11 protein-coding genes are annotated in these 12919 nt (G+C 57.7%); 6 read left to right on the top strand and 5 right to left on the bottom strand.

Translation table 11 applies throughout. The annotated features are described in order from the left end of the window. On the top strand, nucleotides 1–3559 hold a 3559-nt coding region (gene purL / locus QZ725_RS02945), incomplete at its 5' end, for a phosphoribosylformylglycinamidine synthase (RefSeq protein WP_293776142.1). 387 nt (nucleotides 3560–3946) lie between these two features. On the opposite strand, the gene QZ725_RS02940 is transcribed toward purL, so the two are convergent. From QZ725_RS02940 to QZ725_RS02920, 5 genes are all read right to left on the bottom strand, one after another. Further along, complete coding sequence (locus tag QZ725_RS02940) at nucleotides 3947–4720, bottom strand: peptidylprolyl isomerase (protein ID WP_293776141.1); 774 nt, start codon at nucleotides 4718–4720, stop codon at nucleotides 3947–3949. A 68-nt stretch (nucleotides 4721–4788) separates the two neighbouring features. After that, complete coding sequence (locus tag QZ725_RS02935) at nucleotides 4789–5058, bottom strand: BolA family protein (RefSeq protein ID WP_293776140.1); 270 nt, start codon at nucleotides 5056–5058, stop codon at nucleotides 4789–4791. Between the two features lie 6 nt (nucleotides 5059–5064). Beyond that, nucleotides 5065–5682, bottom strand: coding sequence for a septation protein A (locus QZ725_RS02930; RefSeq protein ID WP_293776138.1), 618 nt, complete (start codon nucleotides 5680–5682; stop codon nucleotides 5065–5067). A 41-nt stretch (nucleotides 5683–5723) separates the two neighbouring features. Then, nucleotides 5724–6131, bottom strand: a complete 408-nt coding sequence (msrB, locus tag QZ725_RS02925) for a peptide-methionine (R)-S-oxide reductase MsrB (protein WP_293776137.1) — start codon at nucleotides 6129–6131, stop codon at nucleotides 5724–5726. Further along, entirely contained in the window at nucleotides 6128–7663 is a 1536-nt protein-coding gene (locus QZ725_RS02920) for a protein adenylyltransferase SelO (RefSeq protein WP_293776136.1), read from the bottom strand. Before QZ725_RS02920 ends, msrB begins: the two co-directional genes overlap by 4 nt. Before the next feature lie 160 nt (nucleotides 7664–7823). Between QZ725_RS02920 and QZ725_RS02915 the strand changes: the two genes are divergently transcribed. The 5 genes from QZ725_RS02915 (at nucleotide 7824) to QZ725_RS02895 (ending at nucleotide 12871) form a co-directional block, all read left to right on the top strand. Next, entirely contained in the window at nucleotides 7824–9077 is a 1254-nt protein-coding gene (locus tag QZ725_RS02915; protein ID WP_293776135.1) for a branched-chain amino acid ABC transporter substrate-binding protein, read from the top strand. A gap of 116 nt (nucleotides 9078–9193) precedes the next feature. Beyond that, complete coding sequence (locus tag QZ725_RS02910) at nucleotides 9194–10129, top strand: branched-chain amino acid ABC transporter permease (protein WP_293776134.1); 936 nt, start codon at nucleotides 9194–9196, stop codon at nucleotides 10127–10129. Next, entirely contained in the window at nucleotides 10126–11403 is a 1278-nt protein-coding gene (locus QZ725_RS02905; RefSeq protein ID WP_293776132.1) for a branched-chain amino acid ABC transporter permease, read from the top strand. The genes QZ725_RS02910 and QZ725_RS02905 overlap by 4 nt, the downstream gene beginning before the upstream one ends. Further along, nucleotides 11400–12173, top strand: coding sequence for an ABC transporter ATP-binding protein (locus QZ725_RS02900; protein ID WP_293776131.1), 774 nt, complete (start codon nucleotides 11400–11402; stop codon nucleotides 12171–12173). Before QZ725_RS02905 ends, QZ725_RS02900 begins: the two co-directional genes overlap by 4 nt. Then, entirely contained in the window at nucleotides 12170–12871 is a 702-nt protein-coding gene (locus tag QZ725_RS02895; protein ID WP_293776130.1) for an ABC transporter ATP-binding protein, read from the top strand. The genes QZ725_RS02900 and QZ725_RS02895 overlap by 4 nt, the downstream gene beginning before the upstream one ends. The last annotated feature ends 48 nt before the right edge of the window (nucleotides 12872–12919 follow it).

The following is a 12919-nucleotide window of genomic DNA, read 5'->3' as shown; positions in this document are numbered from 1 at the left end:
TGCCGCCGCCGGTCTGTTCAACGAACTGGAAGCCAAGCCGCTCGCATTTGTCGATGTGCTGCAAGGTGGCCGTCAGGCACTGGTCGATGCCAATAGCGAACTCGGTCTGGCCCTTTCCGAAGACGAGATCGATTACCTGCTCAATGCCTTTACGACGGCCAAGCGCAATCCGACCGACGTCGAACTCATGATGTTCGCCCAAGCCAACAGCGAACACTGCCGCCACAAGATTTTCAATGCCGACTGGACCATTGATGGCGAAAAACAGGACAAATCCCTGTTCGCCATGATCAAGAATACGCACCAGCTTGCACCACGCGGAACAGTGGTCGCGTATAGCGACAATTCCTCGATCATCGAAGGTGCGACTGTCAAGCGCTTCTATCCGCGCGGTGCGGCAGCGGGCAATCTGTATGCCGAATCGGAAGAGCTGACGCATATTCTGATGAAGGTCGAAACGCACAACCACCCAACCGCGATTTCGCCATTTCCTGGCGCATCGACGGGTGCCGGCGGCGAGATTCGCGACGAAGGCGCAACCGGCCGTGGTGCGAAGCCAAAAGCCGGCCTGTGCGGTTTCACGGTCTCCAACCTGATGCTGCCGGATGCGATCCAGCAATGGGAAAACCGTCATGACGTCACGCAAGCGGCGGAGCAGGGTGCCGAGTCTGTCGCTTATGGCAAGCCGGACCGCATCGCTTCGCCGTTGCAGATCATGATCGATGGCCCGATTGGTGCCGCCTCCTTCAACAATGAATTCGGTCGCCCCAACCTCGGCGGTTATTTCCGTACCTACGAGCAGAATGTGGCGGGCACAGTGCAGGGCTATCACAAGCCGATCATGATCGCCGGTGGTATCGGCAGCATTTCGGCCAAGCACACCAAGAAACACGATCTGCCGGTCGGCAGTCTGCTGATCCAGTTGGGTGGCCCCGGCATGCGCATCGGCATGGGCGGCAGCGCCGCGTCGTCGATGGCAACCGGCGCCAATACGGCCGATCTGGATTTCGATTCCGTACAGCGTGGCAATCCTGAAATGGAACGTCGTGCGCAGGAAGTTATAAACGCCTGCTGGGCGATGGGCGACCACAATCCTATCCTGTCGATTCACGACGTCGGTGCGGGCGGCCTGTCGAATGCCTTCCCCGAAATCACCAACGATGCCAAGCGCGGCGCGATTTTCGATCTGCGCAAGGTACCGCTCGAAGAAAGCGGCATGGCGCCGAAGGAAATCTGGAGCAACGAATCGCAGGAACGTTATGTCCTGGCGATTGCACCGGAAAGCCTGCCGCAGTTTGAGTACCTGTGCCAGCGCGAACGCTGCCTGTTTGCGGTCGTCGGCACGGCTACCGAAGAGCGCCAGCTCAAGGTGATCGATCCCCAACACGGCAATGAACCGGTCGATATGCCGATGGACGTACTACTCGGCAAACCGCCAAAAATGCATCGCGATGTAAAGCATGTGCAACCGATTCTGCCGGCGCTCGACCTGACGGGCATCGATCTGCTGGAAGCGTCGATCCGTGTCTTGCGTCTGCCGACCGTGGCGGACAAGTCTTTCCTCATCACCATCGGCGATCGTACCGTGGGTGGCATGACGGTGCGCGACCAGATGGTCGGCCCATGGCAAGTGCCGGTGGCCGATTGTGCCGTTACCACCATGAGCTTCGAAGGTTATCTCGGCGAAGCGATGGCAATGGGCGAACGCACGCCGCTGGCCGTCATCGATGCGGCCGCATCCGGCCGCATGGCGCTGGGCGAAGCGCTGACCAATATTGCCGCCGCACCGATTGCCGATATTTCCGATATCAAGCTGTCGGCCAACTGGATGGCGGCATGCGGCCAGCCGGGACAGGACGCCGCGTTGTTCGATACCGTCAAAGCCGTTGGCATGGAATTGTGCCCGGCGCTCGGCATCAGCATCCCGGTCGGCAAGGATTCGCTGTCCATGCGCACGACCTGGAAAGAGGAAAACGAACACAAGGCTGTTGTCTCGCCGGTTTCGCTGATCGTCTCGGCCTTTGCACCGGTCACCGACGTGCGCAAGGCGCTGACGCCGCAACTGCGTACCGATGCCGGCGACACTTCGCTGATCGTGATCGATCTCGGTCGCGGCAAGAACCGTCTGGGCGCATCGTCCTTCGCGCAAGTGATGCAGCAGATCGGCAACGACGTGCCGGATGTTGATAGCGCGGAAGACCTCAAGAATTTCTTCATCGCGATCCAGCGCCTCAATGCCGAGGACAAGCTGCTGGCCTACCATGACCGTTCGGATGGCGGCTTGTTCGCCACGCTGTGTGAAATGGCATTTGCCGGTCATGCCGGTCTGTCGATCAACCTCGATATCCTGACGCTCGACGGTGCCGCCAGCGACGAAGGCGATGCCAAAAACTGGGCAGATCAGGTCGCAGAGCGTCGCAACGACATGACCTTGCGCGCTCTCTTCAACGAAGAACTGGGTGCCGTCATCCAGGTGCGTGAAAGCGAGAAATCGGATGTCATGAACGTGCTGCGCGAGTATAACCTCGGCGCCTGCAGCCACATCATCGGCACGCTGACTAATGAAAACAGCATCGAATTCACGCGTGATGCCAAGGTGATCTACAGCCAGTCGCGTATCGATCTGCATCGTTTCTGGAGCGAGACAGGCTGGCGCATTGCACGCCTGCGCGACAATCCGGATTGCGCGGACGAAGAGTACAAACGCCTGCTCGACAAGCTCGACCCCGGCATGACGCCGCTCGTCACCTTCGACATGCAGGAAGACATTGCTGCGCCATTCATCGCAACCGGCAAGCGTCCCAAGGTTGCGATCCTGCGCGAGCAGGGCGTCAACTCGCATATCGAAACCGCCTACGTCATGCACACCGCCGGTTTCGACGCGGTGGACGTCCACATGAGCGATCTGATTGCCGGCCGTGCTTCGTTGACCGATTTCAAGGGCACCATCGCCGTCGGTGGCTTCTCCTATGGCGACGTGCTGGGCGCGGGCGAAGGCTGGGCCAAGACCATCCTGTTCAATACCCAACTGGCCGATGAATTCGCCATGTTCTTCGAGCGTGCCGATACGTTTGCGCTGGGTATCTGCAACGGCTGCCAGATGATGAGCAACCTCAAGTCCATCATTCCCGGTGCACAAGCCTGGCCGAAATTCACGCGCAACAAGGCCGAGCAGTTCCAGGCCCGCTTCTCGATGGTCGAAGTGGCGTCCTCGCCTTCGATCTTCTTCGACGGGATGGCTGGCACGCAAACGCCGATCGCTGTGGCGCACGGTGAAGGCTTCGCCGATTTCTCGCAGACCGGCGATATCGAAAAAGCCATCGTCGCCATGCGTTTCATTGACAACAAGGGCAATGCCACCGAAGCATATCCATACAATCCGAATGGTTCGCCACAAGGTATTACGTCGGTGACGACACCGGACGGACGTTTCACCGTGATGATGCCGCATGCAGAGCGCGTGTTCCGCACCGTGCAGCAATCGTGGCATCCGGCAGAGTGGGGCGAGTATTCGCCATGGATGCGCATGTTCCGCAACGCGCGCAAATGGATCGGCTGATTACAGCCGCATCAAACAAAAAGAGAGGCCACACGGCCTCTCTTTTTGTTTGAGCGATCGCTTTTATTTGTGCCTGTCAGGACAGCACTGCTTTGCTGTCGTTTTGGTTGTGAGCGAATCAAAAAAGAGTGGTACGTCTTTTGGCAAGACCTCATAGATGAATGCTTGTGGGCGGCAAGTGAAAGGAAAAGAGATTGGCCCCTTGCTTCATACGCTCCCAACATGCCGTTTCCGATACGCTGCTTGCGTCGACTCCGGTATTCATGAGGGCGATTCGACGCCATCTTTGGATATGAGAAGAGAGTATTTCTTGACTGCGCTTTAAGCTAACACGCAGCAAATAAAAAAGCGCTCCGAAGAGCGCTTTTTATCGATGGTGCATTCAGCTTACTTGATGACAGCCTTGGCACGCAGTTGCTGCTGATACGCTTGCAATTTTTTCTGTTGCAGCGATTCGGCGATTTGCGGTTTGACTTCTTCCAAGGTAGGAATCTTGGCGGTACGCACGTCGTCAAGACGGATCACGTGGTAGCCGAACTGGGTCTTCACCGGGGTTTCCAGCAACTGGCCTTTTTTCAGCGAAACCATGGCGTCCGAGAATGGCTTCACGAATGCCGATGGCGCTGCCCAGTCCAGATCGCCGCCGTTGGCAGCCGAACCTGGATCCTTGGATTGCTTGGCCAGGTCTTCGAACTTGGCGCCGCCCTTGAGCTTGGCGATGATGGCCTTGGCTTCATCTTCGGTCTCTACCAGGATGTGGCGAGCATGGTATTCCTTGTCGCTGGCTTGCGCGCGGAACTTGTCGTACTCAGCCTTGATTTCGGCATCCTTGACCGGATTTTTCTTGAGGTAATCGGCAACCAGAGCGCGGATCAGGATGGACTGGCGGGCGATTTCCATTTGTGCCTTGACGTCGGCATTGTTGCCGAGGCCCAGCTTGTCGGCTTCCTGGATCAGGATTTCACGGTTGATCAGTTCTTCCTTGACCATGGCACGCAGTTCAGGCGTGTCTTGCTGACCCTGGGCAGCCATTTGCTTGATCATGACGTCGGCGCGCGACGAGGGGACAGCTTTGCCGTTCACCACGGCGAGGTTTTGTGCCATCGCTGGCACGGAAGCGGATACGAGTAATGCGACCAGCAAATGTGCGGGTTTGATCATGTTTATTCCTAAGGAAATATGAGTGTCGTTATTGTTAGCAACGGAAGGCGATGCTGGAAAGGCGCATGTCAAACTTCGGATGGCGCCAGTGCCGTAATGGCCAGTGCGTGGATGTCTTTCTTCATCATGTCACCGAGGCAATCATACACCAGCCGATGCCGGTTAACGCGACTCTGATTTTCAAATTGCGCTGAAACAATAGTGAGCTTGAAATGCCCGCCACCGGATGCAGCGCCTGCATGGCCGGCGTGTAGCGCCGACTCGTCTTCAAGTTGACAGACCGATGGTGCAAAAGTTTCAACAAGGCGGTTGCGGATGAGATCGATACGGTTGCTCATGAGTATTTATTGTTCCTTGATGTACTTGGAAAGCATCAGGCTTTGGGCGACGATGAATACGAACATCAGGCCCATGCCGCCAAACATCTTGAAGTTGACCCAGACATTGGTCGAAAAAGTATAGGCAACGTAGATATTGAGCAGGCCCATCGTCAGGAAGAAGGCGACCCATGCCAGATTGACGCGTCGCCAAATACCTTCCGGCAGAGCCATCTGTTTTTCGAGCATGGCGCGCACGATGTTCTTGTTGAAGAACATCTGGCTGAACAGCAGGATGGCGGCGAACGCCCAGTACAGCACGGTCGGCTTCCACTTGATGAAGGTTTCGTTGTGGAAGTAGATCGTTGCACCGCCGAAGACGGCGATGATGACGAGCGATACCCACAGCATCGTATCGACCTTGCGGCGACGCGCCAGCAGGTAGCCGATCTGGCCGATCGTGGCGAGGATGGCGACGGCGGTGGCGAGCAGGATCGGTGCTTGCGTGGCGGTCACCATGCCGTCCGAAACGAGGCTGGACAGATATTGCTGGCCGAGCGCCTGCGCGGTTTCGGCATTGCCTTCACCCCACTTGAAAACGCCGAAGAAGAGGATGACGGGGAACAGATCGAACAGAAACTTCATGATGACTCGTGCTGAGGTTGGGGAAAGTTAGGTCAATACCGTTACTTCAATTCAGGCATGGGCGAGAAACGCAGCGCGCCGGAATTGATGCAGTAGCGCAAGCCGGTCGGTGGCGGGCCGTCATTGAATACGTGGCCGAGATGGGCATCGCAGATATTGCAGATGACTTCGGTGCGCACCATGCCGTAGCTGTAATCGACTTTTTCCTTGACCGTGTTGGGGTTCAGCGCCTTGAAGTAGCTGGGCCAGCCGCAGCCGGAATCGAACTTGGTGTCGGATGCGAACAGCGGCGTGTCGCAGCAGACGCAGGTGTAGATGCCGGCTTCGTGGTGATCCCAGAAACGACCGGTGAAGGGCGGTTCGGTAGCGGCGTGGCGCGTGATGTCGTACGAATCGTCATCCAGGAGTTCACGCCATTCGGCATCGGTCTTAACGACTTTTTCAATCATGATGAGCAGCTCACTTCAAGATCGTTGGCCCAATCGGGCGGGAGGTCGGCATAGTGATCGTTTTCAGGCTGTTCGTCGAACGGTTTTTCAAGAACGGCGAGTAAACGTGCGACTTCGGTGAAATCTTTCTGTTCCGCCTTTTCGATGGCGGTTTGCGCCAGATAGTTGCGCAACACGTATTTGGGATTGACGGCGTCCATTGCAAGCTTGCGCGCCGCATCGTCGCTGGCTTCAGCCTGCAGGCGTGCGGCGTATTGTAGCGCCCATTCATCGAAGGCGGTGCGATCAAGAAAGAGATCGCGCACACTGTCGGCTTCGCCGGGTGCGGTCATCTTCAGTTCGCCCAGCTTGCGGAAGAAGCGCGTGAAATCGACGTGGCTGTCCTGCATGATGTTGAACATATGATCGAACAGAGCAGCATCGTCGTTATGGGCGGTTTGCAGCCCGAGTTTGGCGCGCATCAAGTCCATGAAGTGTTCGGCGAACGCTGGTTTGTAGATACGCAATGCCGCCTGCACGTCTTCTACCGTACCGATCAGCGGCAGCAGCGCCTGACCCAGCGCGAAGCAATTCCATTCGCCGATCTGCGGTTGGCGCGCATAGGAATAGCGGCCTTGCTGGTCGGTGTGATTGCAGATGTGGTGCGGATCGAAGGCTTCCATGAAGCCGAACGGGCCGTAGTCCAGCGTCAGGCCGAGAATCGACATGTTGTCAGTGTTCATCACGCCATGCATGAAACCGACCGCCTGCCAGTGCGCCATCAGGCGGGCCGTGCGTATCGTGACTTCGGTCAGCAATGCCTTATAAGGATTTTCGGCCTGTTGCAGCGCCGGGTAGAAGCGCGCCAGTACGTAATCGGCCAGCGTTTTCAGTTCATCGTGCTTTTGGTTGTAGAACCAGTGTTCGAACGAGCCGAACCGCACGAACGTCGGGGCCATGCGGGTGACAACAGCGGCGGTTTCCGGGCGCTCGCGCAGCACCATTTGATCCGAGCCGGTGATGCAGAGTGCGCGCGTGGTGGGAATGCCGAGTGCAGCCATGGCTTCCGAACACAGGAATTCGCGGATCGACGAACGCAATACGGCGCGACCATCTCCCATGCGCGAATACGGCGTCAGACCGGCCCCCTTGAGTTGCAATTCCATGCGGTGCGGCACGTTTATGTTGTTGTCGCCGCTTGCCGCAGGGTTTTCGGCGGCAGGCACATCGCCCAACAGAATCGCACGCCCATCGCCCAATTGCCCGGCCCACACGCCGAACTGGTGGCCTGAATAGACGGCCGACAGGGGCTGCGCATCGTCCGGGATGTCGTTGCCGGTAAACAGGTCGATCGCTGCCTGGCTTTGCAAGGCAGCAGCGTCAATGCCGATTAGCGCGGCGGCATGCGGACTGACGGCAACCAGATAGGGCGACGGCAAAGGTGTGGGTTGCAGTCTGGTGTAATGCGCGGGCGGCAGGCTGGCGAAATCGTTGCCGAAGGTGAGTGTATCGATGTCAATGATATGCGTCGACGTGGAAAGCGGAGAAGTCAAAGGCGGTATCCCTTCGCAGCTCGGCTGCGTGGTCAATGAAGGAAACAGCATTGTGACAGAGACGAACAGACCTTGTCGGCAAGGCAAAAAACGACAGATCATTACCATGAATATGGTATAAACCGCCTCACTTGTTATTTGAAAATTTCTTCACGATTTCATGAAAGTTATTTCACCTCTTCGCGCCTGGAGGCACCTGGCTGCCGCGCTTGTTCTGTGTAGTTCGGTGCCTGTGCTGCATGCCGAAACCATCAAGATTGCCTTTATCGATCCCTTGTCCGGTCCGTTCGGGCCGGGCGGTGTCAACGTATTGCGCAGTTTTCAACTCGTTGCCGATGTGGCCAATCAGCAGAAATGGGCTGGCAACCGCAGCATCGAAGTCGTGGGTTTCGACAACAAGGGCAGTCCCCAGGAAGCCCTGATCCAGTTGAAGTCGGCCATCGACAAAGGGTATCGCTACATCACGCAAGGCAATGGTTCCGGGGTGTCGCTGGCGTTGATCGATGCGATCAACAAGCACAATGAGCGCAATCCCGGTAAGGAAGTGCTGTTCCTGAATCATTCGGCGGTCGATCCTGCGCTGACCAACGCGAAATGCAGCTTCTGGCATTTTCGCTTCGATGCGAATTCGGATATGAAGATGGAGTTGCTGACTTCATACATGGCATCCAGGCCGGAAATTCGCAAGGTGTACGTGATCGGCCAGAACTACGCGCTCGGACAGGAAGTATCACGCTCCGCGCGTGCCTACCTGCAGCGCAAGCGTCCCGATATCGAGATCGTGGGTGATGATCTTCATCCAATCGGGCAGGTCAAGGATTTCTCTCCCTATATCGCCAAGATCAAGGCGTCCGGTGCCGACAGCGTGATCACGGCCAACTGGGGTGCCGATCTGTCGCTGCTGGTAAAGGCGGCACGCGACGCCGATCTGAAAGCCAGTTTCTACACCTTCTATGCCAGTACGACTGGCGTGCCGACGGCAATCGGCGATGCGGGACTGGATCGCGTGAAGTACATCGGTTACTGGAATGCTAATAACGAGGGGTATGTCGGACGTGACATCGTCGAGCAGTTCAAGAAAAAGTACAACGACGATTACTACGCGATGACGACTTATACGATTCTCGGCATGCTCGGCAAGGCCATGACGCAAACCAACTCGTCCGATCCGGTGCGCGTCGCGTATGCGATGGAAGGCATGAAAATCAAGAGCCTGAACGGCGAAGTCGTCATGCGGGCCAGCGATCACCAGATTCAGCAGCCTTTGTACATCGCCACGTTCGTGCATCAGAACAAGAGCGATGTCCGCTTCGATGCCGAAAATACAGGTTTCGGCTGGCGCACCGAGCGTAAAATTGATGCTTACGTCGCTGCGCAACCGACTTCCTGCCAGATGAGTCGTCCGTCTCGCTGATATCGTCGAGGCGCAGGTTGAACGGTGGGCGGCGCAGGATGCTTGATCTGCCTGCCTTTCGCAAATGACCGTTCCTGCGCAGCGACCGTACTTCGATCGACTGTCGAGAATCTATCTTGGAATTCTTCCTGATTTCCCTGCTCAATGGCGTGAGCTACGGCTTGCTGCTGTTCATGCTGTCGTCCGGCCTGACGCTGATTTTCAGCATGATGGGCGTGCTCAATTTTGCGCATGCGAGCTTTTACATGATCGGCGCGTATTTCGCCTACGCGATCAGCGATGCCATCGGCTTCTGGGCAGCGCTGGTGCTGGCACCGCTGGCGGTCGGTGCGCTTGGCATGCTGGTTGAACGCTACGGCCTGCGCGCTGTGCATCGTCACGGCAAGACGGCCGAACTGCTGCTGACCTTTGGCCTCTCGTATGTGATCGTTGAACTCGTGCAACTGCTCTGGGGCCGCATGGCTGTGCCGTATGCGGTGCCGACGGAATTACGCGGCTCGCTGTTCACGCTGTACACGACGACCTTTCCGGTTTATCGCGCCTTCATGATGGCGATTGCCTTGCTGATGATGGCGGCGATCTGGTTTCTGCTGCGCCACGCGCGTATCGGTCTTGTGATTCGTGCGGCACTCACGCATCCACAGGCGGTGGAAGCGCTCGGGCACGATGTGCAGCGTATCTTCATGTGGGTATTTGGCGGCGGTTGTGCGTTGGCCGGACTGGCAGGCGTCATCGGCGGTAATGCCTTCGTGACCGAGCCCGGCATGGCGCATGCGCTTGGCAGCATCATCTTCGTGGTGGTGGTGATTGGCGGCATGGGTTCGCTGGGCGGGGCATTACTGGCTTCGCTGCTGGTGGGCGTGTTGCAGACGTTCAGCGTGGCACTCGATTACGGCATTGGTGATCTGTTTGCGTGGTTGGGTGTGCCGGCTGGGAATGGTCCGCTGTGGCGCCTGACGCTGGCACAGATTGCGCCTATCCTGCCTTATCTGCTGCTGGTGCTGATTCTCATCGTGCGGCCGCGCGGTTTGCTGGGCACGCGGGAGGCATGAGCGTGCAGAGCAAACGCATGCATTCGCGCGGACATCCGTGGCCCGTATGGATGTTGTATGCCGCAGTGCTGCTGGCTGCCCCTTTGCTGTTTGGTGGCGGTGCGTCGATTTCTCTGCTCTGCCAGATGGGGACCTTCATCCTTCTCTGCCTGTCGTACAACATTCTGTTGGGGCAGGGCGGCATGCTGTCTTTCGGTCATGCGATCTACTCGGGGCTGGGGGCGTTTTGCACGGCGCATCTGCTCAATCATGCAGCAGCGCAGGCATGGCCGCTACCCGTTGCGTTGTCGCCGCTGTTCGGCGGCCTGGCCGGCATGGGATTCGGCATGCTGTTCGGTTATCTGACAACGCGCAAGGCAGGAACGAGCTTTGCCATGATCACGCTCGGCATGGCTGAACTGGTGTTTGCCAGTGCGCTGATGTTCCCCGGATTCTTCGGCGGCGAGGGCGGCATCATGACCGACCGCGTGGTGGGTGCACCGTTACTGGGACTGACGTTCGGGCCGCAGATCGAAGTCTATTACCTGATTGCTGCATGGCTGTTCGTCTGCACGCTGGCAATGTATGGCTTCAAGCTGACGCCGCTTGGCCGCATGCTCAACGCCGTGCGCGACAATCCGGAACGTGCTGCTTTTATTGGCTACGATCCCAAGCGCGTGCGTTATCTGGCGCTCATCATTTCGGCATTTTTTGCCGGGATTGCCGGTGCCTTGAGTGTCATCAATTTTGAAATCGTCAGTGCCGAGAATCTTGGAACGGTACGTTCGGGGGCAATCCTGCTGTTCACCTTCATCGGTGGTACAGGCTTTTTCTTCGGGCCGGTGATTGGCGCGATCGTTGGTGTTTTCCTGACGGTCAGCCTGTCCGCCTATACGGCAGCCTGGCAACTGTATCTGGGGCTGTTCTTCATTGGTCTGGTATTGCTGGCGCCGTCCGGTATTGCCGGGGTGTTAATGCAGGCGCGTGTCGGCTGGCAAGCCGGAAGGCGAGCGCAGGTATTCGCCTTTTGCATCGCCGGCATGTTGATTGGTATGTCCCTGCTTGGCGGCACGGTGCTCATGATTGAAATGCTGTATCACCTGCGGCAGAGCGATGGCGGTGCCGGCATGCAGTTTTTCGGGATGAATGTGCATCCGCGCCACGCTGTGCCGTGGCTGGTGGCGGCGACACTCGTGACCAATGGTTTGGTTGGATGGCATTTCATGCGGGGTCATTTTCTTGACTCCCACTCTTCACGGAAGATGTTCTTTGGCATGACCAAGGAGGGCGCATGAACAGCGTTTCTTCGATTCCTCCACTGGCGATCCAGCAGCTTTGCATGCAATTTGGTTCGACGACCGTACTCAATGGCATCGATTTGCAGATAGCTGCAGGCGAACGGCTTGCCGTGATCGGGCCGAACGGGGCTGGCAAATCCACCCTGTTTCATCTGGTGTCCGGCAAGTTGCAACCCGGCAGTGGCGATATTCGCCTGCGTGGCGAGAGTATTGTCGGCCGTACCCCGCAGGAAATCTATCGTCGCGGTCTGGCGCGTAGCTTCCAGATCACGCAACTCTTTCCGCGCCTGAGCGTGGCGGAAAACCTCCAATGCGCGACGTTGTGGGCACTCGGTTACCGCTACACATTCTGGCGTCGCTTGTGCGGCCTGACGGATGTACAGCAACGTGTGGATGCGCTGCTCGAACGCTTTGGTCTGACAGCACGGCGCGATGTCGCTGCTGGCGCGCTCAGCTACGCCGAACAACGCACGCTGGAAATCGGTATTGCCATGGCGGGTGATGCCGATGTGATTTTGCTGGATGAGCCCACCGCCGGCATGAGTCGCTCCGAGTCGGAAGCGGCAGTACGCCTGATTCGCGAGGTCACAGTTGGCAAGACCTTGATGATGGTGGAACACGACATGAGCGTGGTTTTCGGATTGGCGGATCGCATCGCGGTGCTGGCTAATGGCGAGCTGATCGCCTGCGACATCCCTGACAAGATACGTTCCGATGCACGCGTGCAGGAAGCCTATCTTGGCGGTTTAATGGAGTCGTGCACATGAAGCCTCTACTCGAACTACGCGATTTGCACGCCTGGTATGACAAGAGCCATGTGCTGCATGGCATCGATTTGCAGATCGGTGAAGGCGAGATTGTCAGCCTGCTTGGCCGTAACGGTGCGGGGCGTTCGACGCTGGTCAAAGCCATTATGGGTTTGGTGACAAGCCGCGGCAGCATCCATTTCCGGCAGCAAGCGATTGCGGGTTGGCAAACCAGCCGTATCGCACGTGCCGGTATTGGCTATGTGGCGGAAAGTCGGGATGTCTTTCCCACGCTGACGGTAGCGCAGAACCTGTTGCTGGGTGAGCGTGCCGGAGAAAAACCGGGTTGGACGCGGGACGACATGTTGCGCCTGTTTCCGCAGCTGGCTGCCCGGCTGGAGGTGCCGGCTGGTGTGCTGTCGGGAGGCGAGCAGCAAATGCTGGCTCTGGCGCGCGCCATGTTGGGCAATCCGTCATTGTTGCTGGTGGACGAACCGACGGAAGGGTTGGCACCGCAATTGGTGGCATTGATCGCCGACTTCCTCAAGGAAGTGGCGGATCGTGGCACAGCGGTGCTGCTGATCGAGCAGAAGCTGTCGATTGCGTTGTCGATTTCCGAGCGGTTTTACCTGATGGGGCTCGGTCGTATCGTCCATCAAGGCACGCCGCAAACGCTGCACATGCATGACGATCTGTGCCGTGAATGGCTGGCCGTCTGACGCGTTGCCTGTTTTCTAGCCGCATTTTCTCGGCAAATTTCCTTTTTT

The sequence above is a fragment of the uncultured Oxalicibacterium sp. genome (genome assembly GCF_913776015.1).
Classification (GTDB): Bacteria; Pseudomonadota; Gammaproteobacteria; order Burkholderiales; family Burkholderiaceae_D; genus Oxalicibacterium.
The sequence above is the reverse complement of the archived record's forward strand: the minus strand, read 5'-3'. Positions and strand labels throughout refer to the sequence as shown.